Source organism: Curtobacterium sp. USHLN213, assembly GCF_037144815.1.
In the GTDB taxonomy this organism is placed as follows: Bacteria; Actinomycetota; Actinomycetes; order Actinomycetales; family Microbacteriaceae; genus Curtobacterium.
Genome location: NZ_JBBCYQ010000001.1, coordinates 370,731 through 390,489 on the forward strand (window position 1 = coordinate 370,731; position 19,759 = coordinate 390,489).

General features: G+C 73.1%; 22 protein-coding genes. 12 read left to right on the forward strand and 10 right to left on the reverse strand.

What is annotated here, in order from left to right:
• Positions 1 to 23: 23 nt before the first annotated feature.
• Positions 24 to 509 carry an HIT family protein gene (locus WFH25_RS01690; RefSeq protein WP_336696607.1) on the reverse strand — a complete coding sequence of 162 codons (486 nt, stop codon included), beginning with the start codon at positions 507 to 509 and terminating at the stop codon, positions 24 to 26.
• 63 nt (positions 510 to 572) lie between these two features.
• Here WFH25_RS01690 and WFH25_RS01695 point away from each other — a divergent pair, with 63 nt between their 5' ends.
• The 5 genes from WFH25_RS01695 to WFH25_RS01715 are packed head-to-tail and all read left to right on the forward strand — an operon-like array spanning position 573 to position 4,359.
• The gene (locus WFH25_RS01695) at positions 573 to 1,148 is read left to right on the forward strand and encodes a DUF308 domain-containing protein (RefSeq protein WP_336696608.1); all 576 of its coding nucleotides are present in this window, start codon (positions 573 to 575) and stop codon (positions 1,146 to 1,148) included.
• A complete protein-coding gene (locus WFH25_RS01700) occupies positions 1,145 to 2,035 on the forward strand; it encodes a universal stress protein (RefSeq protein ID WP_336696609.1) in 891 nt (296 codons plus the stop codon). The genes WFH25_RS01695 and WFH25_RS01700 overlap by 4 nt, the downstream gene beginning before the upstream one ends.
• 25 nt (positions 2,036 to 2,060) lie before the next feature.
• Entirely contained in the window at positions 2,061 to 2,828 is a 768-nt protein-coding gene (locus WFH25_RS01705) for a LamB/YcsF family protein (RefSeq protein WP_336696610.1), read from the forward strand.
• Positions 2,825 to 3,478 (forward strand): 5-oxoprolinase subunit B family protein, encoded by a 654-nt coding sequence (locus tag WFH25_RS01710; protein WP_336696611.1) that lies wholly within the window; start codon positions 2,825 to 2,827, stop codon positions 3,476 to 3,478. The genes WFH25_RS01705 and WFH25_RS01710 overlap by 4 nt, the downstream gene beginning before the upstream one ends.
• Complete coding sequence (locus tag WFH25_RS01715) at positions 3,475 to 4,359, forward strand: biotin-dependent carboxyltransferase family protein (RefSeq protein ID WP_336696612.1); 885 nt, start codon at positions 3,475 to 3,477, stop codon at positions 4,357 to 4,359. Before WFH25_RS01710 ends, WFH25_RS01715 begins: the two co-directional genes overlap by 4 nt.
• A gap of 1 nt (position 4,360) precedes the next feature.
• Here the strand turns inward: WFH25_RS01715 and WFH25_RS01720 are convergent, their stop codons facing one another.
• Positions 4,361 to 5,221, reverse strand: coding sequence for a hypothetical protein (locus tag WFH25_RS01720; protein ID WP_336696613.1), 861 nt, complete (start codon positions 5,219 to 5,221; stop codon positions 4,361 to 4,363).
• Positions 5,218 to 5,778, reverse strand: coding sequence for an RNA polymerase sigma factor (locus WFH25_RS01725; RefSeq protein ID WP_336696614.1), 561 nt, complete (start codon positions 5,776 to 5,778; stop codon positions 5,218 to 5,220). Before WFH25_RS01725 ends, WFH25_RS01720 begins: the two co-directional genes overlap by 4 nt.
• Before the next feature lie 119 nt (positions 5,779 to 5,897).
• Here WFH25_RS01725 and WFH25_RS01730 point away from each other — a divergent pair, with 119 nt between their 5' ends.
• From WFH25_RS01730 to WFH25_RS01740, 3 genes are all read left to right on the forward strand, one after another.
• Complete coding sequence (locus tag WFH25_RS01730) at positions 5,898 to 6,203, forward strand: putative quinol monooxygenase (RefSeq protein ID WP_070416347.1); 306 nt, start codon at positions 5,898 to 5,900, stop codon at positions 6,201 to 6,203.
• Between the two features lie 65 nt (positions 6,204 to 6,268).
• On the forward strand, positions 6,269 to 7,933 hold the full coding sequence (locus WFH25_RS01735; RefSeq protein WP_336696615.1) for an ABC-F family ATP-binding cassette domain-containing protein: 1,665 nt from the start codon (positions 6,269 to 6,271) through the stop codon (positions 7,931 to 7,933).
• Between the two features lie 37 nt (positions 7,934 to 7,970).
• Entirely contained in the window at positions 7,971 to 8,702 is a 732-nt protein-coding gene (locus WFH25_RS01740; protein WP_336696616.1) for a 3-keto-5-aminohexanoate cleavage protein, read from the forward strand.
• Here WFH25_RS01740 and WFH25_RS01745 read toward each other — a convergent pair.
• Together WFH25_RS01745 and WFH25_RS01750 are read right to left on the reverse strand one after the other, a co-directional pair.
• Positions 8,674 to 9,153 (reverse strand): gluconokinase, encoded by a 480-nt coding sequence (locus WFH25_RS01745; RefSeq protein ID WP_309780442.1) that lies wholly within the window; start codon positions 9,151 to 9,153, stop codon positions 8,674 to 8,676. The two genes, WFH25_RS01740 and WFH25_RS01745, sit on opposite strands and share 29 nt — an antisense overlap.
• A 38-nt stretch (positions 9,154 to 9,191) precedes the next feature.
• Positions 9,192 to 10,754: a GntP family permease gene (locus tag WFH25_RS01750; protein WP_336696617.1), complete on the reverse strand. Its 1,563-nt coding sequence runs from the start codon at positions 10,752 to 10,754 to the stop codon at positions 9,192 to 9,194.
• Between the two features lie 206 nt (positions 10,755 to 10,960).
• On the opposite strand from WFH25_RS01750, the gene WFH25_RS01755 reads away from it, so the two are divergent.
• On the forward strand, positions 10,961 to 11,659 hold the full coding sequence (locus WFH25_RS01755; protein ID WP_092386820.1) for a FadR/GntR family transcriptional regulator: 699 nt from the start codon (positions 10,961 to 10,963) through the stop codon (positions 11,657 to 11,659).
• Between the two features lie 383 nt (positions 11,660 to 12,042).
• On the opposite strand, the gene WFH25_RS01760 is transcribed toward WFH25_RS01755, so the two are convergent.
• The 5 genes from WFH25_RS01760 to WFH25_RS01780 form a co-directional block, all read right to left on the reverse strand.
• Complete coding sequence (locus WFH25_RS01760; protein WP_336696618.1) at positions 12,043 to 12,645, reverse strand: GNAT family N-acetyltransferase; 603 nt, start codon at positions 12,643 to 12,645, stop codon at positions 12,043 to 12,045.
• Between the two features lie 10 nt (positions 12,646 to 12,655).
• The gene (locus WFH25_RS01765; RefSeq protein WP_336696619.1) at positions 12,656 to 13,339 is read right to left on the reverse strand and encodes a uracil-DNA glycosylase; all 684 of its coding nucleotides are present in this window, start codon (positions 13,337 to 13,339) and stop codon (positions 12,656 to 12,658) included.
• Between the two features lie 4 nt (positions 13,340 to 13,343).
• Positions 13,344 to 14,063 (reverse strand): Type 1 glutamine amidotransferase-like domain-containing protein, encoded by a 720-nt coding sequence (locus tag WFH25_RS01770; RefSeq protein ID WP_336696620.1) that lies wholly within the window; start codon positions 14,061 to 14,063, stop codon positions 13,344 to 13,346.
• Positions 14,060 to 14,593: a phosphoribosyltransferase gene (locus WFH25_RS01775; protein ID WP_175473674.1), complete on the reverse strand. Its 534-nt coding sequence runs from the start codon at positions 14,591 to 14,593 to the stop codon at positions 14,060 to 14,062. The genes WFH25_RS01770 and WFH25_RS01775 overlap by 4 nt, the downstream gene beginning before the upstream one ends.
• A 100-nt stretch (positions 14,594 to 14,693) precedes the next feature.
• Positions 14,694 to 15,470: an SDR family oxidoreductase gene (locus tag WFH25_RS01780; RefSeq protein ID WP_071296185.1), complete on the reverse strand. Its 777-nt coding sequence runs from the start codon at positions 15,468 to 15,470 to the stop codon at positions 14,694 to 14,696.
• Between the two features lie 80 nt (positions 15,471 to 15,550).
• Between WFH25_RS01780 and WFH25_RS01785 the strand changes: the two genes are divergently transcribed.
• From WFH25_RS01785 to metX, 3 genes are all read left to right on the forward strand, one after another.
• Entirely contained in the window at positions 15,551 to 16,636 is a 1,086-nt protein-coding gene (locus WFH25_RS01785) for an acyltransferase family protein (RefSeq protein WP_336696621.1), read from the forward strand.
• A gap of 272 nt (positions 16,637 to 16,908) precedes the next feature.
• Entirely contained in the window at positions 16,909 to 18,240 is a 1,332-nt protein-coding gene (locus WFH25_RS01790) for a bifunctional o-acetylhomoserine/o-acetylserine sulfhydrylase (protein ID WP_336696622.1), read from the forward strand.
• Positions 18,241 to 18,550: 310 nt separating this feature from the next.
• Positions 18,551 to 19,753: a homoserine O-acetyltransferase MetX gene (gene metX / locus WFH25_RS01795; RefSeq protein WP_336696623.1), complete on the forward strand. Its 1,203-nt coding sequence runs from the start codon at positions 18,551 to 18,553 to the stop codon at positions 19,751 to 19,753.
• The last annotated feature ends 6 nt before the right edge of the window (positions 19,754 to 19,759 follow it).

Here is a 19,759-nt window from a genome sequence, read left to right on the forward strand (position 1 = left end):
GATACGGGGCCGCCGCGTGCGACTCAGCCGTCGCGCATGTGCGCCGCGATCGCCGCGCGGTCGGCGGGGTCGAGCGGCGCCACCGGGTACCGGCTCGTGTCCTCGCGGAACTCGTACCCGTCCCCGGAGGCGCGCAGAGTGACGTGCAGGTGTGCGTGGGGGACGCCCTGGTCGGCCACGGAGCCGTTCGACATCACCAGGTTCGTCCCCTCGACGGCCGCGCCGAGCACCTGGCGCAGTGCACGGTCGGCGCGCTGGGCGACGAGGGCGAGCTCGGTGACCTCGCGGGTGTCGAGCGCGGCGAGGTCGGTCGCGTGCCGGAGCGGCAGCACGAGCAGGTGCCCCGGGTTGATCGGGTGCCGGTCGAGGACCGCGACGACGAGGTCGCCGCGGACGACGACCTCGAAGGAGTCGGCCGCGAGGGCGGCGCAGAAGTCGCAGTCGTGGTCGTCGGTCGTGCCCTCGACCGTACCGGGACGGATCGCGGTCGCCGGTTCCCGGACCGGCACACCGTCGAGGGGTGTAGGCCAGGAAGCACCTTGCAGGGAAGGTCGGTGGACGCCGTGGACGCCATGTCAGGAAACCGTGCTCCGCACCGACGGTTGCGGACGGCCGTCGCGGTCCTCGGCGCCGTCGCGCTCGCAGCGGGGATCGCGGCCCTGCTGCTCCCGCACGCGACGCTCGTCGCCGTGGTCTGGGTGTTCGGCATCTACCTCGTCGTCGCCGGGGGCACGCTCCTCGTGCGCGCCGTCCCGGGCGGGGCGCCGGTCTGGCGACGCGTCGCGCTCGTCGTCGTCGGCGTGCTCGTCGTCGTCGCGGGCGTCTTCGCCATCGTGCACCCGCCCGTCGGCGCTCGGTGGCTGGCCTTCGCCATCGGGTTCGCGTGGCTGCTCGAGGGCATCACCCTGCTCTACGCGCCGGACACCGGCCACCGAGCGCTCACGGTCGTCGCGGCCGCACTGAGCTTCGTGAGCGGACTCGTCCTCATCACGCTGCCGGCACTCGGCGCGGTGTTCGTCGTCGCGGTGGTCGGCGGCGTCCTCATCGTCTCCGGCATCGTCCAGCTCGTCATCGCCTTCACGTGGGGGAACATCCCCGGCACGAGGAACACCGAGAACACAGGGAACACAGGGAGCACGGGCACATGAGCACAGCAGCCATCGGACGCATCGTCGTCGGGTACGACGGATCGGAGCCGGCCGACGCCGCGCTCGAGCGCAGCCTCGGCCTCGCCGCACGACTCGGCAGCCCGGTCGAGGTCGTGACGTCCTGGCGGTGGCCGATCACCTGGAGCACCCTGCCGGTCGCGAACAGCTGGTCACCGCTGCACGACGCCGAGGAGATCCGGCAGCAGGCCGTCGACCTCGTCGAGCGACACGGCCCGCTCCCCGTCGAGGTCACGACCCGCTCGGCGGAGGGCGGTACGCCGGAGGTGCTCCTCGACGCCGCGTCCGACGCCGGACTGCTCGTCGTCGGCAGCCGCGGACGCGGTGGGTTCCGGGGGTTGCTGCTCGGTTCGGTGAGCGCTGCCTGCATCCAGCACGCGACGTGCCCCGTGCTCGTGGACCGGGGGCGAGCGGCGACCGGGACGGACGGCAGCGGTGCGTCCGGTGCCGGCGGGGCCGTCGTGGTGGGCGTCGACGGCTCCCCCGAGTCCGGGCGCGCCCTGCGGTTCGCGATCACCCTCGCCCGCGGCCTCGGGCTCCCCGTCCGGACGATCACGACGTGGCAGTGGCCGGAGGCCCTCAACCGCGACGAACCCCCGTTCGACCACTGGTCCCCCGAGCAGGACGCCCTCGCGACCGCCTCCCCCGCGCTCGAGGCCGCCGAGGACCTCATCGACGACGACGACGACGTCACGTCCGACCTCGTCGAGGGCCGCCCCGCCGAGGTCCTGCTCGACGCGAGCCGCGACGCCGCACTCCTCGTGCTCGGCAGTCGTGGCCTCGGCGGGTTCCGCGGGCTGCTCGTCGGCTCGGTCACCCAGGAGTGCGCACAGCACGCGTCCTGCCCGGTGGTGGTCCACCGTTCGTGACGGACCCCGCCGGTAGGTTGACAGCGTGACGACGATCGACCTCAACAGCGACCTCGGCGAGGGCTTCGGCGCCTGGACGATGGGCGACGACCGGGCGATGCTCGACGTGGTCTCCTCGGCGAACGTCGCCTGCGGGTTCCACGCCGGCGACCCCGCGATCATGCTCGACACCTGCCGCCTCGCCGCCGAACGGGGCGTCGCGGTCGGGGCGCATGTCGCCTACCGCGACCTCGTCGGGTTCGGTCGTCGCGCGGTCGAGGTCACACCCGACGCGCTCTACGCCGACGTCGTCCACCAGCTCGGTGCCCTGCTCGCCACGGCCCGGGTCGCCGGCACCGCGGTGACGTACGTGAAGCCCCACGGCGCCCTGTACAACACCGCCTGCGCCGACCCGGTCCAGGCCGAGGTCGTCGTCCGTGCCACGGCCGACGTGGACCCGTCCCTCGCGGTCCTCGCGCTGCCGGACTCGGAGCTCCTCCGCGCAGCGACCGCGCACGGGCTCCGCGCCGTGTCCGAGGTCTTCGCCGACCGGGCGTACGAACCCGACGGGTCCCTCGTCCCGCGCAGCCGTCCGGGCGCCGTCCTGCACGACCCGACAGCGGTCGCCGACCGGGTCCTCCGGATGGTCACCGACGGCACCGTGACCGCGGTGGACGGCTCGGTCGTCCCGGTCCGGGCGGACTCGGTGTGCGTGCACGGCGACTCCCCCGACGCCGTCGCGATGGCCCGGGCGATCCGCGCGCTCCTCGACCGGCACGGGGTCGCGACCACCCCGTTCGCCCCCACACCGTGAGCGCGCCGGCCGAGCACGCCGGACCCGCCCTCGACGTGCGTCGTGCGGGTACCCGCGCGGTGCTCGTGACCTTCGGGACGCTCGCCGAGGTCACCGCGTTCCGCGCCGGACTCGAGGCCGAGCGCGTGCCGGGCGTGACCGAACTCGTGTCCGGAGCCCGCACGCTGCTCGTCCGCTTCGACCCGGAACGCACCGATCCCTCGCGACTCGCACCGCGCCTCCAGGCCGTCGAACCCGTCGTGCCCACCCGAGCCGACGTCGGCGAGGTGACCACGATCCCCGTCGTCTACGACGGCGAGGACCTCGACACCGTCGCCGCACTGGTCGGCACCACAGCCGCCCAGCTCGTCGCCTGGCACACCGGCCAGACCTGGACGAGCGCGTTCTGCGGCTTCGCACCCGGCTTCAGCTACCTCACCGGCTCCGCCCCGTCGCTCGACCTGCCCCGACGCACCAGCGCCCGCACGTCCGTGCCCGCCGGCAGCGTCGCCCTCGCCGGCGAGTTCAGCGCCGTGTACCCGCGAGCGTCGCCCGGCGGCTGGCAGCTCATCGGCCGCACCGACGTGGCGATGTGGTCGCTCGACCGCGACCGGCCCGCGCTCGCGCCGGCCGGCACCCGGATCCGGTTCGTCGACGCCGGCCGAGCATGAGCACCCTCACCGTCCTGCAGGTCGGCCCCGGCACGTCGACGCAGGACCTCGGCCGGCCCGGGTTCAGCGACACGGGCCTCGGCGCCGCGGGTGCCGCCGACCGCGGGGCAGCCGCACTCGCCAACCGGCTGGTCGGCAACCGTCCCGACGCGGCGGTCCTGGAGGCGCTGCTCGGCTCCGTCACGCTCCGCTCGGACGCGCACGTGGTCGCGTCCCTGACCGGCGCACCCTGCCCGGTGACGGTCGAGTCCGCGGACGGCCGGGTCCGCGGCGCGGCCTGCTTCGAGGTCGTCACGCTCGCACCGGGCGACGTGCTCCGGGTGGGTACTGCCACCGCGGGACTGCGCACGTACCTGGCGGTCCGCGGAAGCCTCGCCGTCGAACCCGTGCTCGGCAGCCGCTCGTGGGACTCCCTTGCGCGCCTCGGTCCGCCTCCCGTCACGATCGGGGACGTCCTGCCGATCGGGGACGCCGCGGGTGCCTGGCCGCTCGTCGACGCCGTCGCCCCGCCGCGCTGGTCACCACCGGGCGAGGCGGTCGTGCTCGACGTCACCGCCGGACCCCGCGACGACTGGTTCACCCCGGACTGGCGGACGGTCCTGGCCGGCCAGGTCCACCACGTCACCCCCGACAGCGACCGGGTCGGCGTGCGGACCACCGCTGCCCGGCCGCTCGTCCGCGCCGTGACCCGCGAGCTGCCGAGCGAGGGCGTCGAGACCGGCTCGCTGCAGGTCCCGCCGACGGGCCACCCCGTCCTGTTCCTCGCCGACCACCCCGTCACGGGCGGCTACCCCGTCGTCGCGGTGCTCACCCCCGCGTCGGTCGACCGCGCCGCCCAGCTCCGACCGGGCGACGCGGTCCGCTTCCGCGTCCTCGACTGACTCAGCCGGCGTACTTCGGATCGGCCGCGGGGTCGTACGGCTGCCATCCCCACGAGTCGTCGTCCGACGACGGGGCGGGGTGCTCGTTCTGCCAGAGCAAGTCGACCGCGGACCACTCCGACGCGTCGCACCAGTCGAACACGTACGCGTCGTGGGCCACGGGCGCCACGAACAACGACGACCTCGGGATCCGACCGAGCGACTCCCCCCGGGCGGTCATGCACCCCTGCAGGCGGTCGAAGGCCGCGAGGTACTCGCTCCGGGTGACGACGCCGTCCTCGGTCGCCTGGTCCTGCGCCGCGCTCGCCGCGGGCATCGGGGGTGTGCGCAGCCAACCGTACGACAGCGTCCACCCGAGGTCCCCGTCCACGCTGAGCCGGATCCGGTGCCCGGCGATCTCCGACGCCGCGTACGAGCCCGTGACGTGCGACCCGGCGGCGCACGACGCCTTGCCCCCGTCGACCCCGGACCCGCGCTCGGTGATCTCGCCTCTCCCGGTGCGACACGTGGCGACCCAGGTGAACGTGTCGGCACGGGCGGGAGCGCGTCCGACCGAGATCGTCTCGTCCGACGACCCGACCCGCCCGACCGGGCTGCCGACGACCCGCAGGTACGTCGCGCCCGACCCTCCGACGACCGTCGCGGCCTGGCTCTGCGCCCCGAGGGCGGCCGGGTCCGGACTCGCCGCCGCGGTGATCGCACCACCGGCGGCGGCGCCACCGAGGACGCACACCACCGCTCCCGCGATCGTCGCCGCTCGCCACCGTCGACGCCGCCGGGGCGTGCGCTCGACCGTGTCGACGAGCAACGCCCGCAGTGCCCGGTCGCGGTCGTCGGTGTCCCTGTTCGTGGAGGTGCTCATGATCGTGCTCCGTTCCGTTCGACGGCCGGCTGGGTCGTGGGCCCGTTCGCGGTCAGTGCCGCGGCGAGGCGGGTCCGTGCGCGGGAGAGGCGCGACTTCACCGTTCCCGGCGCGATGCCGAGTGCGGCGGCGATCTCCCGCTCGCTGTAGCCCTCGAGGACCGACAGCGTGATGATCTCCTGGTCGCGGTGCCCGAGCTGCCGGAGCGCCCGGACGGCGTCCCCGTCGTCGTCCCGGTCCGCGTGGTCGGGGACGGGTTCGGGTGGTGGCAACCGGTCGAGCGCGGCCCGGTACCGCCGGGCCGCACGGGTCTGGTTGCGGGCGACGTTCGTGGCCGTGACGAGCAGCCACGGCAGGAGTGACCCGTCGACCAGCCGGACCCGAGCCCGGTTCCGCCAGGCCTCGAGGAACACGATCGCGACCGAGTCGGCCGCGTCCGTGTCGACCGGCACGAGCCGCATGCAGTGTCGCTGCACCCGGTGGCGGTGCCGGTCGAACACCCGCCCGAACGCCTCGCCGTCACCCTCGAGCGCCATCGCCCAGTCCCCGCTGTCCATACCCTGCAGTGTCCGGGACGACCGGATCGGTTCCACCCCGCCGCACCGGTCGACGGCGAGTCCGGAACACCCCGCTGCCGGGTGCGGTTGCATCCGGCAACGACGACGAAAGGTGCACCATGTCGATGACCGTCCTGCTCGAGGTCCAGCTCCGGAGCGACCTCCCCACCGAGACCACCGAGGCCGCGATCCGCGAGACCCTCGCCCAGACCGGTGCGTTCGCCGGCAACGAGTCGCTCGAGGTCCTCGTCGACGACACCGACCCGTCGCGGGTGGTCGTCGTCGAGCGCTGGACGACGCCTGAGGCCCACGACGCCTACGTCGCCTGGCGCGGCACGCCGGAGGGTGCGGCGAACGCCCTCGCCGCCGTCGTCGCCGCCCCGCCGGTCACCCGTCGGTTCGGTCGGACGATCACGCTCGACTGACGCGACACCGCTGACCCGGCCCCGCTCCGGTCGATGGTCCGCCGCGGGGATGGGACGATTGGGGCATGACCGCCACGCTCGTCGCCAAGGGACTCTCCGGCGGGTACGCCGCACGCACGCTCTTCGACTCCCTCGACCTCACCGTCGCCCCGGGGGACGTCATCGGCGTCGTGGGGGTGAACGGCGCCGGCAAGTCGACCCTGCTCCGACTCCTCGCCGGGGTGGACGAGCCGCTGGCCGGCACCGTGTCGCTCGCACCGACGGACGCGTTCGTCGGCTTCCTGCCGCAGGAGCACGAACGCCTCGCGGGTGAGACCGTCGCCGCGTACATCGCCCGGCGGACCGGGTGCGCCGAGGCCACCGCGACGATGGACGCCGCAGCCGCTGCGCTCGGCGACCCCGACGCCGGTGACGCCGCGGCGGACGCCTACTCGGCGGCGCTCGACCGCTGGCTCGCGGCAGGCGCGGCCGACCTCGACGACCGCATCCCCGTCGTGCTCGCCGACCTCGGCCTGGCCGTCGGGTCGGAGGAGGACGGCGTCGGGCCGGAGTCGCTCATGACCGCGTTGTCCGGCGGGCAGGCGGCCCGCGTCGGGCTCGCCGCACTGCTGCTCTCGCGGTTCGACATCGTGCTGCTCGACGAACCGACGAACGACCTCGACCTGGACGGCCTCGACCGGCTGGAGGGCTTCGTCCGGGGCCTCCGCGGCGGTGTCGTGCTCGTCAGCCACGACCGCGAGTTCCTGGCGCGCTCGGTGACCGCCGTCCTCGAGCTCGACCTCGCGCAGTCCACCAACCGGCTCTTCGGCGGCGGGTACGACTCCTACCTCGAGGAGCGCGAGATCGCACGGCAGCACAAGCGCGATGCCTACGAGGAGTACGCGTCCACCAAGGCCGACCTCGTGTCCCGTGCCCGGACCCAGCGCGAGTGGTCGAGCCAAGGCGTCCGGAACGCGATGCGGAAGAGTCCCGACAACGACAAGATCCGCCGCCGTGCCGCCTCCGAGTCGAGTGAGAAGCAGGCGCAGAAGGTCCGGCAGATGGAGTCCCGCATCGCCCGGCTGGACGAGGTCGAGGAGCCGCGCAAGGAGTGGCAGCTCGAGTTCACGATCGGCAGCGCGCCCCGGTCCTCGGCGGTCGTCGCGACCCTGTCCGACGCGACGTTCACCCAGGGCGACTTCACGCTCGGGCCGGTCTCCCTGCAGGTCGACGGCGGTGACCGCATCGGCATCACGGGTCCGAACGGTGCCGGCAAGTCCACGCTCCTCCGGGCGCTGCTCGGCAAGCAGGCGCCGACGACGGGCACGGCGTCGCTCGGGTCCAGCGTCGCGGTCGGCGAGATCGACCAGGCACGCGCGGCCTTCACGGGTGACCAGCCGCTGGCCGACGCGTTCGAGGCGATCGTGCCCGAGTACACGACGGCCGACGTCCGGACCCTGCTCGCGAAGTTCGGGCTGAAGGCGGACCACGTCGGCCGTCCGGCGAACGCGCTCTCCCCCGGGGAGCGGACACGCGCCGGCCTCGCGCTCCTGCAGGCCCGCGGGGTGAACGTGCTCGTGCTCGACGAGCCCACGAACCACCTCGACCTCGCCGCGATCGAGCAGCTCGAACAGGCCCTCGATTCGTACGACGGCACCCTGCTCCTCGTCACGCACGACCGCCGCATGCTCGAGACCGTCCGCCTCGACCGGCAGTGGCGCGTCGAGGCCGGCCGCGTCACCGAGGCCTGACGCGCCCGGCCTCCACCGTGATCCGTAGGCTCGGACCATGGTCGACCTGCAACTCGCGCTGAACGGGGACACCACCCACCCGGCGATGCCCCGGACCGCCGACGAGATCGCCCGGGACGCCGCGGCCTGCGTCGCCGCCGGCGCCAGCCTGCTGCACCTGCACGCGTTCGACGACGACGGGGACGAGTCGCTCGCCGCCGGTCCAGTCGGCAGGATGCTGCGCGCGGTGCGGGCGGCGTGTCCGGGCATCCCGGTCAACGTCACGACGTTCGCGGCGATCGTGCCGGACCCGCGGGAACGCCTCGACCTTGTGTCGTCGTGGACCGAACTGCCCGACCTCGTCGCGGCGAACCAGGGCGAAGCGGGCATCGACGACGTGAGCGAGGTGCTCGCGCGGCGCGGCGTCGGCATCGAGGCGTGCCTGCTCAGTGTCTCCGACGCCGATCGGTTCGTCCGGGCCGGTCGCCACGAGCGGTTCGTCCGGGTGGTCGTCGAGCCCCTCGTGGAGGACGTCGACGACGCCCTCGCGCTCGACGCCGAGCTGGAGTCGATGCTCGACGCCGCCGGTGTCACGCTCCCCCAGCTCCACCACGGCATCGGCGCTGCGTCGTGGCAGGTCAGCCGACGTGCCCTCGCCCGCGGGCACGCGATCCGCACCGGCCTCGAGGACACCTCCGTGCTCGAGGACGGGACCGCGGCGACGTCGAACCGTCAGCTCGCCGCCGCCGCGGCCGCGATGGTCAGCGGCGGAGCGCCAGCCGCTCGATGACCTCGGCGCTCTCCTCCTGCGGGGTCCGGTCCGCCGCGACGGTGATGTGGGCCTCGTCGTCCTGCGGCGGCTCGAGGGTGGCGAGCTGGGACTGCAGGAGCGAGGTCGGCATGAAGTGCCCGGAGCGCTTCGACATCCGGTCCTCGATGAGGGACCCGTCGCCGGCGACGTGCACGAACACCACACCGGGTGCCCGGAGGACGTCGCGGTAGGAGCGCTTCAGCGCCGAGCAGGTCACCACGCCGGGGGTGCCACCGTCGAGGTGCGACCGGATCCACGCCGCGATCACGTCGAGCCAGGGCCAGCGGTCCTCGTCGGTCAGCGGGGTGCCGGCGTGCATCTTGTCGACGTTCGCCTGCGGGTGCATGGCGTCGCCCTCGGCGAAGTCCCACCCGAGCTGCTCGGCGACCATCGCGGCGACGGTCGACTTGCCCGATCCGGAGACCCCCATCACCACGAGGACGCGGGCGTCGAGTGCGGTGTCGGCGCTCAATGGATGAACACCCCCGCCAGCATGACCCCGGCGAGGCCGAACACCGAGATGAGGCACTCGAGCATCGTCCACGTCTTGAAGGTCTGCCCCACCGTGGTGTTGAGGTACCCCTTCACGAGCCAGAACCCGGCGTCGTTCACGTGCGACAGGAAGACCGACCCGGCGCCGATCGCGAGCACGAGCAGCGAGGTCATCGGCGAGGACAGGTCGTGCGCGATCGGCGCCATGATGCCCGCGGCCGTGACGGTGGCGACCGTGGCCGACCCGGTGGCGACGCGAACGAGGGCGGACACCACCCAGGCGACGAGCAGCACCGAGATGCCGGAGTCCTTCACGGCGTCGGCGATCACCCCGCCGATCCCGGTGTCGATGAGCACCTGCTTGAAGCCACCGCCGGCGCCGACGATGAGCAGGACGCCCGCGACCGGCGGCAGGGCGCTCTCGAGGGACTTCGACACGGCGGAACGGTCCATGCCGCCGCCGATGGCGAAGAAGATCATCGCGTAGACGGCGGCGATGCCGATCGCGATCATCGGCGACCCGAGGAAGTCGAGCAGGCTGACCCACGAGCCCGAGGCGTCCGGGACGGTGGCCTCGCGGATGGCCTGCGCGAGCATCAGGACGACGGGCAGCAGGATGCCGACGAGCGCGACCGTGAAGGACGGGCTGCGCGGCTCGCTGATGACGCGGGTGAAGTCGCTCTTGCCGTGGGGCAGGGATGCGGTGTCCTGCGTGGCGGGGCCGCGCCGCGCCTCCCGACCCGCGTGTGCCGGGTCGTCGCCGACGGGACCCGCGTCGGAACCGCGCGACCCGAACATGTCGGGCGCGGGGATGTCGACCCAGCGGGCCGCGAAGCGCGCGAACACCGGGCCGGCGAGGACGATGACGGGGATCGCGAGCACGATGCCGAAGGCGAGCGTCGTGCCGAGGTTCGCACCGACCGTCGAGATGGCGACGAGCGGGCCGGGGTGCGGCGGCACGAACGCGTGCATCGTGGAGAGCCCGACGAGGGCGGGCACGGCGATCTTCATGATCGGGACGGAGCTGCGCTTCGCCACCAGGACGATGATCGGGATGAGCAGGACGAGGCCGACCTCGAAGAACATCGGCAGGCCGATGAGTGCGCCGATCAGGGCCATCGTCCACGGCAGCGCCGCCTTCGACGACCTCCGCACGAGGGTATCGACCACGCGGTCGGCCGCACCGGAGTCGACGAGCATCTTGCCGAACATCGACCCGAGGCCGACGAGGATGCCGACGCTCGTCATCGTCGCACCGAAGCCGTTGCCGAAGCTCGTCACCGCCTTGTCCGGAGCGAGACCCGCGCCGATCCCGACGCCGAGCGCCCCGATCGTGAGCGCGATGAACGGGTGCACCTTCAGCCAGGTGATGAGGGCGATGATCACGACGATGCCGATGATCGCCGCGATGATCAGCTGCGCGACCGGCCCCGACGGGTCGACGGCTTCGGTGCCGGCTGGTTCCGCCGCCAGGACGGTGACCGCGTGGGTCGCGGCCGCGTGGACCGTGGCCGGATCGGCCGGGAGAGCGTGAGGCATCGGTGCCCCTTCCTGGAGCCGCTGCCGCGCGGCTCCGTCGCCTTCGTGTCGAGGACGGCCTGGCGTGCTGCGCGTCGACCGTCAATAATCTGATTAATCAGACTATACGACGATCCACCGCGCGGCATCCGCCCTCCGGGGCAGTCTGCCGATTCGATGGACACCGTGTCACGCGCCGTGCGTGCCGCGTACTGCACGGAGGAACGATGGCGACCGGCCGCGGACTGCACGCCCAGGTGCTCGAGACGCTCGGGCAGCGGATCGTCGACGGCGTGCTCGCCCCGGGCACCGTCGTCCGGCCCGAGGCCGTCGCGGCGGAGTTCGGCGTGTCGAGGTCGGTCGTCCGTGAGGCGCTGCGCGTCCTGCAGTCGCTCGGGCTCGTCGAACCCCGCCAGCGCGTCGGCACGCTGGTGCTCGACATCGTGTCGTGGGAGCTGCTCGCGCCGACCGTGATCCGGTGGCGCGGCGCCTCGCCCTGGTACTTCGCCCAGCAGCGGGAACTGCTCGAGCTGCGCCTCGGCGTCGAGCCCGTCGCCGCATCGCTCACCGCGGGGACACCGGGTGCCGCAGCGGTACTCGCCGCCGCGACCGACATGATCGACGCCTGCGGTCGGGAGGACAGCCGCGCCTACCTCGAGGCCGACGTCCGCTTCCACCGAGCGCTCCTGACCGGTTCCGGCAACGCCGTCTTCGCACACTTCGCCGGGACCGTCGAGGCGCTGCTGCGGACCCGCACCTCGGAGTCGCGGGACACCATCACGCGCTGGACCCGCGATGCGGCGGCACGGCACGAGGCCGTCGGGCTGGCGCTCGTCGCGGGCGACGGCGGGGCCGCGTCGGCTGCGGCGCGCGAGCTGGTGCGGGTGACGCGGGACGAGTTCATCGCGGAGGCGCCGAGGTCCTGACCCGAGGGCGCGGCGAGGGCCGCCGGGGTCGCCGGGGTCGCCGGGGTCGCCGGGGTCGCCGGGGTCGCGCAACACGCCACGTGCGGGTCGCCGAGGTCGCACGACACGCCGCACGCGCGCGACGGGAGCGGCCGAACGCGCGACCTCGCGTGCCCGGGTGGCGCCGTGTGCGCGCGCCGGAAGCGGCAGATCGCGCGACCTCGCGGGCCCGAGACGCGACCGACGGACGGACTGGAGGCGCGGTGCGGGGCCGACCCGCGCCTCCCGTCCGACCATGGCCGGGTCGCAGGACACGCCGCGCGTTCTCCGCCGAGGTCGCGCAACACGCCGCGCGCGCGCGACGGGAGCGGCCGATCGCGCGACCTCGACGCCGGCCGCGCGCGCTACTTACGCGCGAAGAGGCGCGGACCGCGCAGGCGCAGCCGCATCGTCACCGTGCCGAGCCACCGGTCGTACTTGTAGCCGACCTTCCCCATGCGGCCGACCTCCTCGAAGCCGAGCCGCTCGTGGAGCCGGATCGACGCCTCGGCCTGGCGGTCGGCGATGACGGCGACGACCTCGCGGACGCCGGCCGAACGGCACTCGTCGATCAGCGCCTCCATCAGGGCCCGCCCGAGCCCCTTCCCGCCGGACGCGGCACCGAGGTAGATCGAGTCCTCGACGACGCGGTTCGAACGGTCGCGGGGGTTCCACGGGTCGACGAGCGCGTAGCCGAGCACCTGCCCGGAGGGGTTCTCGGCGACCAGGAACGGCAGACCCCGACGACGGATCTCGTCGTACCGACGCTTCCACGCGGCGAACGTGAACGCCGACGGGTCGAAGGTCACCGAGGAGTTCCGGACGTAGTGCGTGTGGATCTCGCGGACGTCGGGGAGGTCGCTGGGCTCGGCAGCCCGGATCGTGTAGGTGAACGCGGCTTCGGCGGGGACCGGGGCGCGCAGGTGTCGCGGCAGGACCCGCCGTCGCTGGTATTCCTCCTCGAGCACGGGTCCGAGCCTATGCCGCGGGCAGGATCCAGTCGACCGGTTCGGCGCCCTGGGCGACGAGCAGCTCGTTCACCTGCGAGAAGGGGCGGCTGCCGAAGAACCCGCGCGAGGCGCTGAGCGGGCTCGGGTGGGCGGACGCGACGACCGGGGTGTCCCCGAGGAGCGGCCGGACCGAGGCCGCCTGCGCACCCCAGAGCACGGCGACGAGGGGCTTCCCGCGGGCGACGAGGGCACGGACGGCCTGGTCGGTGACGGCCTCCCAGCCCTTCCCTCGGTGGCTGCCGGCGGCTCCGGCCTCGACGGTGAGGACGCGGTTGAGCAGCAGGACGCCCTGGGCCGACCACGCCCGCAGGTCCCCGTGTGCCGGCGGCGTCACCCCGAGGTCGGCCTCGAGCTCGCGGTAGATGTTCGCCAGGCTGCGCGGGACGGGTCGCACGTGCGGGTCGACCGCGAACGACAGGCCGATCGGGTGCCCGGGAGTCGGGTACGGGTCCTGTCCGACGACGAGGACCCGGACGTCGTCGAACGGCTCGGCGAAGGCGCGGAGGACGTGCTCCCCGGCCGGGAGGTACTGCCGACCGGCACCGGTCTCGGCGCGGAGCCAGTCGCCCATCCGGTGGACGTCGTCCTCGACCGGGGCGAGGGCCTCGGCCCAGCCGGGATCGACGAGGTCGGCGAGCGGTCGCGCCTGCACGGGGCTAGGCGCCCATCGTGGCGACGGCGACCGAGTCCTCGCCGGCGACGACGCGCCAGACGCTGCCGGTGCCGCGGACCTCGAGCGCGCCCTCGCCCACGACCAGCGTGGTGTCCTCGTCGATCGCCAGGCACGCGGTCACGAACTCGGCCTCGGCGCTCGCGATGAGCCGGGCGAGGGTGCCGGCCTGGACGGCGTGCACGTCGATCGTCAGGTCGACCAGGCCGAGCCCCTCGCGGAGTTCGACCTCGTCGAGGCCCTCGGAGGCTTCCTCGGGGCAGATCTCGACGCCGCCGATGCGCCAGCCGCCGACGAGGGCACGATCGGCGGCGATCATCGCGCCGGCCGAGTAGCCGAGGTAGGGCAGGCCGTCGGAGACGAGCAAGCGGATCTGGTCGACGAGCGGTGCGACGGCGTCGAGGTAGTCCGGCGTGACCCCGCCGCCGACCACGAGGGCGTCGACGTCGCTCAGGACCGTGGTGTCGAACACCTGGCCGGCAGCGATCTCGGTGACGAGGACCTCGGCCGTGCGCGGACCGGCGAGCACCTCGGCGATGTCGGCCGTGCTGGACGGGCTCGCACCGGACCCCCCGGCGACGGAGAGCAGGGCGATGCGCGGGACCGTGCGGCCGACGGCTGCGGAGCGGACCGTGGCCTCGGCAACGAAGGGCGCGGCGGCGTCCGAGGCGGCGAAGGGTCCGCCGCCGACGAGGTGGATGCTCACGACTCGGCCGTCACCGGCGCGAGGGCGCTCCACGGGAAGGTGATCCACCCGTCGACGCGACGCCAGACGTGGTCCGGCTCGAGCACGGTGCCGGGCTTGGAGTAGAGGCAGGCGCTGCGGACGTCGGCGCCGGCGTTCCGGATGATGTCGACCACCAGGCGGAGAGTCCGGCCGGAGTCCGACACGTCGTCGACGACGAGGACGCGCTTGCCGGCGAGGCTCGGGGCGTCGAGCGCCGGCGACAGGATGACCGGCTCCTCGAGGCGCTGCTCGACGTCGGTGTAGAACTCGACGTTGATCGAGCCGCACTCCTTGGTGCCGAGGGCGTAGGCGACCGCGCCAGCGATGATGAGCCCGCCGCGGGCCACGGCGACGACGACCTCGGGTTCGAAGCCGGAGGACAGGACGTCCTTGGCGAGCAGGCGTGCTGCGTCACCGAACTCGAGCCATCCGAGCACCTCGGGCCCGCTCGTCACGGTCACGGTCGAGGGAGCCTGGGCGGGTGACCCGGATTCGCTGCTGATCGGCATCCGACAACGGTACCGGCACGGACCCCGCGCCCGCGACCCGCACGTGCGGCCCGGGCGCGTGCGGGACGGGTGCGGGCCGGGTGCGCGGCACCCGCGGGGATCACACCCGCGGGGTCAGCTTCCCCCGCGCGAGCTTGTGCTGGGCCGACTGCGCCACCGGGCGGATCGTCACGAGGTCGAGGTTCACGTGCGCCGGCAGCTCGACCGCGTGCACGATCGCCTCGGCGACGTCCTCGGCCACGAGCGGCTCCGGCACGTCGTCGTAGACCGCCGCGGCCTTCTCCGCGTCGCCACGGAACCGGGTCAGGGCGAACTCGTCGGTCTTCACGAGGCCCGGCGCGATCTCGACGACCCGGATCGGCTCGCCGTTCAGCTCGAGCCGGAGCGCGGCCACGAGGGCGTGCTCGGCGAACTTCGCGGCATTGTAGCCGCCGCCGTTCTCGTACGCCACGTGCCCGGCCGTGCTCGTCACCGTGACGATGTCGGCGCTCCCGGCGGCCGCCGCACGCCGACGGAGGTGCGGCAGCAACGCTGCGACGACCCGCTTCGTGCCGATCACGTTCACCTCGAACATGGCGCGCCAGTCCTCGACGTCCGACTCCTCGACCGACGCGGACCCGAAGGCACCGCCGGCGTTGTTCACGAGCACGTCCGCTCCCCCGAGCTCGTCGACACGGGCGGCCAGCGCCTCGACGTCGGAGGCGCTCGTGATGTCCGCCACGAGGACGTCGGCTCCGGTCGACCCGGCGAGCGCCTCCAGCTTCGAGGCACGGCGGGCGACGGCGAGCACGTCCCACCCGTGCGCGCGGAACAGTCGGACGGTCGCTGCTCCGATGCCCGAGCTCGCTCCGGTGACGACTGCGCGACGAGATGCCATGTGCTTCCTCCAGAGGGACGGGGTGGGATGTCCCAACCGTACCGATCCGGCAAGGTCACGATCGGGTAACGTGACGGGCGATGACGACGGACGCCGCCCCTCCCGCGCCCTCGGCGCCCGCCTCGCAGCTCGAGCCCGGACGTGCGAAGCGCCGTATCCCGATGTGGGACACGGCGCGGTTCCTGGCGGTCACGCTCGTGGTGATCGGCCATGCGATCCAGCGCCAGACGGCGGCGAGCGAGCACGCCCTCGCGCTGTACACCTTCATCTACGCGTTCCACATGCCGGCGTTCGGTGTCATCAGCGGGTACTTCTCCTCCGCCGACACCCCGACCGCGAAGCGCATGCGCCGGACGATCACGGACATCGTCGTGCCGTACATCATCATGCAGACGATCTGGACCGTCGTGCAGGCCCTGGTCGAGGGCGGGAAGAAGTTCAACCCGACGCAGCCGACCTGGACCCTCTGGTTCCTGCTCGCGCTGGGGATCTTCAAGCTGATCCTCCCGTACCTCGCGCAGCTCCGATGGCCGCTGTTCTGGGCCGTCGTCTTCAGCATCGGCGTCGGCTACTTCGACAACGTCGACTCCACGCTCTCGCTGTCGCGGGCGATCAGCCTCCTGCCGTTCTTCCTGCTCGGCTGGCAGGTGAAGCAGTGGGGCGTCTTCGACCGCTGGTACGAGGCTCCGCGGCGGATCGTGGTCCGGGTGCGCATCGCGGCCGGTGCCGTGTTCGTGGCGTGGGCGGTGGCGTGTGCGATCTGGATCCCGCAGTTCAAGCAGTTCGACCTGCACCACTGGTTCTTCTACGACGACTCGTACTCGGGCCTCGGCGAGGACGCCTGGTGGGCCGGTGCGGTCCGCTTCGGGCTGATGCTGCTGGCGACCGTCCTCACCGCGTCGTTCCTGCTGCTCGTGCCCCGTCGGAACATCTGGATCACGCAGTTCGGCGCGGCGACGATGTACGTGTACCTGCTGCACACGTTCGTGCTCTACCCGATCCGCGAGTCCGGGGTGCTCGCCGGGCAGCACTCGGCGTGGCCGTACGTGCTGCTCATGGTGGCGATCGCCTGCGCGGTGAGCCTGTTCCTCGCCCAGCCGTTCGTCCGCCGGGGAATGCGCTGGCTCCTCGAACCGAACGTGCGCTGGCTCTTCCGCCGCGAGTAGTGAGACTGCGCCCGCGCGTCCGTACTGTGCGAGCCTCCGCCCACGGTGCGAGGGAACGAGCGTCCCACGGCGCGCGGAACCTCGCACAGTGCGGCGCGGGCCAGGAGGCGCGGCTCGCCTCCGCCTCGGTCGTTACGTCCCGAGGCGGGCGCGCTGGTGCCGACGCGACCACCTGCGTACCGTGACGGGCGACGCACAGCCGCGCCGCGCCTCCTGGGCCGAGCGCTGGGCGACCCGACGACCCGACGACCGCCACCGGACAGGAGCACGAGATGACCCAGAACGACGCCGCCCAGTGGCGGTTCGAGACCACGCAGATCCACGCCGGCGCACAGCCCGACCCGACCACGGGGGCCCGCGCGACGCCGATCTACAAGACGACCTCGTACGTCTTCGCGAACTCCGACGAGGCCCGTGACCTCTTCGCCCTGGCGAAGCCGGGCAACATCTACTCGCGCATCATGAACCCGACGAACGACGTCGTGGAGCAGCGGATCGCGGCGCTCGAGGGCGGCTCCGGGGCGCTCCTGGTGTCGAGCGGCCAGGCGGCGGAGACCTACGCGGTGCTCAACATCGCGGGCGCCGGGGACCACATCGTGTCCTCGTCGTCGATCTACGGCGGCACGTACAACCTGTTCAAGTACACGCTCGCGAAGCTCGGCATCGAGACCACGTTCGTCGAGGACCAGGACGACCTCGACGAGTGGCGCCGCGCGATCCGACCGAACACGAAGCTGTTCTTCGCCGAGACGATCGGCAACCCGAAGATCAACGTGCTCGACATCACCGGTGTCAGCGAGGTCGCCCACGAGTCCGGCGTGCCGCTCATCGTCGACAACACGATCGCGACGCCGTACCTCATCCGTCCGTTCGAGCACGGTGCCGACATCGTCGTGCACTCGGCGACGAAGTTCCTCGGCGGGCACGGCACCGTCATCGGCGGGATCATCGTCGACTCCGGCAAGTTCGCGTGGTCGCAGCACCCGGACAAGTTCCCCGAGTTCAACACGCCGGACCCCTCGTACCACGGCGCGGTCTTCGCCGAGGCCGTCGGCAACGAGCTCGCCTACATCGTCAAGGCCCGGGTGCAGCTGCTCCGCGACCTCGGTGCGTCGAACTCGGCGGACACCGCGTTCGCGCTGCTGCAGGGCATCGAGACGCTGTCGCTCCGCATCGAGCGGCACGTGTCGAACGCGCAGGAGATCGCCGAGTGGCTCGACCGGCACCCGGACGTCGCGACCGTCGCCTACGCCGGGCTGCCGACCTCGCCCTGGTACGCCGCGGCGAACCGCTACGCGCCGAAGGGCGTCGGGGCCGTGCTGTCGTTCGAGCTCAAGGGCGGCGTGCCCGCCGGCAAGGCGTTCGTCGACAACCTGCAGCTGTTCTCGCACCTCGCGAACATCGGCGACGTGCGCTCCCTCGTCATCCACCCGGCGTCGACCACGCACTCGCAGCTGACGCCCGAGCAGCAGCTCACCACCGGGGTCACGCCGGGGCTGGTGCGGCTGTCGGTGGGGATCGAGAACGTCGAGGACCTCAAGGCCGACCTCGAGGCCGGGCTCGCCGCTGCCCGTGCGGTCGCGCAGGAGGGCCAGCGCGCGTAGCGGTCCCGGCGCCGGGCGCGGGGGCTGTCGCGGACCCTCGCGCTCGATGCGTGTGCACCATGCGACGTCCCACGAGTCGATCGACTCGTGGGACGTCGTTGGTTGCGCACACATCCGGTGCGTGTGCATGGTGCGACGATCCACGCGTCGAACGACGAGTGCGATGTCGGAACATGCGCACGCACGCAGCCGCACCCGCCCGCACGCACGCAGCCGCGAGCACCCGCGACCCGCCGCAGTGGACCCGCGACGCGCCGGACGTGACGTAACACTGGCGGCCCGCGCCGCGCCTCCCGGCAGACTGGACCCGATGGACTGGCAGACGACCCCCGAGGACTCCGTGCCGTCCACCCTCGTGCCCGGAACCGAACTCGGCACGCTCGGCAAGCCCCCGGTGACCGGCGCCTGGCGCCCGGGCGACCACCCCGGCTCCCGGCACTTCGCGTCCCTCGGTGAGCAGTGGGTGCGGGGTGGACGCATCCCTGCCGTGCGCGTGGCGTACGAGACCTGGGGCACGCTCAACGCCGACCACGACAACGCGGTCCTGGTGTTCCACGCGCTGACCGGCGACTCGCACGTCGCCGGAGCACCCGGGCCCGGACACCGCACCGCCGGCTGGTGGGGCGACGTCGTCGGCCCCGGCCGGGCGATCGACACCGACCGGTGGTTCGTCGTCGCACCGAACATGCTCGGCGGCTGCCAGGGCACGACCGGGCCGTCGTCGGTGTCGCCGGACGGCCTCGAGTGGGGATCCCGCTTCCCGTTCGTCACCGTGCGCGACCAGGTGGCGGTGCAGGCGCAGCTGGCCGACCGGCTCGGCATCGACGTCTTCGCGGCCGTCGTCGGCGGCTCGATGGGCGGCATGCACGCGCTCGAGTTCGCCGTCACCCACCCTGCACGGGTGTCCCGGCTCGCGGTGCTGGCGAGCACGGCGCAGACCACCGCCGACCAGATCGCCGCGAACTCGCTGCAGCGCGCTGCCATCCAGATGGACCCGGCGTTCGCGGGCGGCGACTACTACGAGGCCGACGCCGGCGAGGGCCCCCACCGCGGGCTGGCGCTGGCTCGGCGGATGGCGTTGATGACCTACCGGGCGTCCGACGAGCTGAACGGCCGGTTCGCCCGCTCGTGGCAGAGCGACGTCTCACCGCTCGGCGACGACGGCCGATTCTCGGTCGAGAGCTACCTCGACTTCCACGGCAACAAGTTCACCCGTCGGTTCGACGCGAGCTCCTACGTGACGCTCACCCACGCGATGGACTCGCACGACGTCGGAGCCGGTCGGGGCGGGATCGCGGCGGCGCTGGCGCAGGTGACGGCACGCACGCTCGTGGTCGGGGTGTCGAGCGACCGGCTGTTCCCGATCGAGGACCAGCACCGCATCGCGGCCGGCGTGCCGGACACCCTCGACGGTGACCGCGCGGCCGTGATCGAGAGCGAGTTCGGCCACGACGGGTTCCTGATCGAGCACGAGGCCGTGGGGGCGCACCTCCGGCGGCTCTTGGACGCATAACGCTTG

Bases quoted from the DNA above. Each gene is read 5' to 3' on its own strand.
- WFH25_RS01695 (WP_336696608.1), top strand. From the start codon at position 573: ATGTCAGGAAACCGTGCTCCGCACCGACGGTTGCGGACGGCCGTCGCG.
- WFH25_RS01700 (WP_336696609.1), top strand. From the start codon at position 1,145: ATGAGCACAGCAGCCATCGGACGCATCGTCGTCGGGTACGACGGATCG.
- WFH25_RS01715 (WP_336696612.1), top strand. From the start codon at position 3,475: ATGAGCACCCTCACCGTCCTGCAGGTCGGCCCCGGCACGTCGACGCAG.
- WFH25_RS01720 (WP_336696613.1), bottom strand. From the start codon at position 5,221: ATGAGCACCTCCACGAACAGGGACACCGACGACCGCGACCGGGCACTG.
- WFH25_RS01725 (WP_336696614.1), bottom strand. From the start codon at position 5,778: ATGGACAGCGGGGACTGGGCGATGGCGCTCGAGGGTGACGGCGAGGCG.
- WFH25_RS01730 (WP_070416347.1), top strand. From the start codon at position 5,898: ATGTCGATGACCGTCCTGCTCGAGGTCCAGCTCCGGAGCGACCTCCCC.
- WFH25_RS01735 (WP_336696615.1), top strand. From the start codon at position 6,269: ATGACCGCCACGCTCGTCGCCAAGGGACTCTCCGGCGGGTACGCCGCA.
- WFH25_RS01740 (WP_336696616.1), top strand. From the start codon at position 7,971: ATGGTCGACCTGCAACTCGCGCTGAACGGGGACACCACCCACCCGGCG.
- WFH25_RS01745 (WP_309780442.1), bottom strand. From the start codon at position 9,153: ATGGGGGTCTCCGGATCGGGCAAGTCGACCGTCGCCGCGATGGTCGCC.
- WFH25_RS01750 (WP_336696617.1), bottom strand. From the start codon at position 10,754: ATGCCTCACGCTCTCCCGGCCGATCCGGCCACGGTCCACGCGGCCGCG.
- WFH25_RS01755 (WP_092386820.1), top strand. From the start codon at position 10,961: ATGGCGACCGGCCGCGGACTGCACGCCCAGGTGCTCGAGACGCTCGGG.
- WFH25_RS01775 (WP_175473674.1), bottom strand. From the start codon at position 14,593: ATGCCGATCAGCAGCGAATCCGGGTCACCCGCCCAGGCTCCCTCGACC.
- WFH25_RS01780 (WP_071296185.1), bottom strand. From the start codon at position 15,470: ATGGCATCTCGTCGCGCAGTCGTCACCGGAGCGAGCTCGGGCATCGGA.
- WFH25_RS01785 (WP_336696621.1), top strand. From the start codon at position 15,551: ATGACGACGGACGCCGCCCCTCCCGCGCCCTCGGCGCCCGCCTCGCAG.
- WFH25_RS01790 (WP_336696622.1), top strand. From the start codon at position 16,909: ATGACCCAGAACGACGCCGCCCAGTGGCGGTTCGAGACCACGCAGATC.
- metX (WP_336696623.1), top strand. From the start codon at position 18,551: ATGGACTGGCAGACGACCCCCGAGGACTCCGTGCCGTCCACCCTCGTG.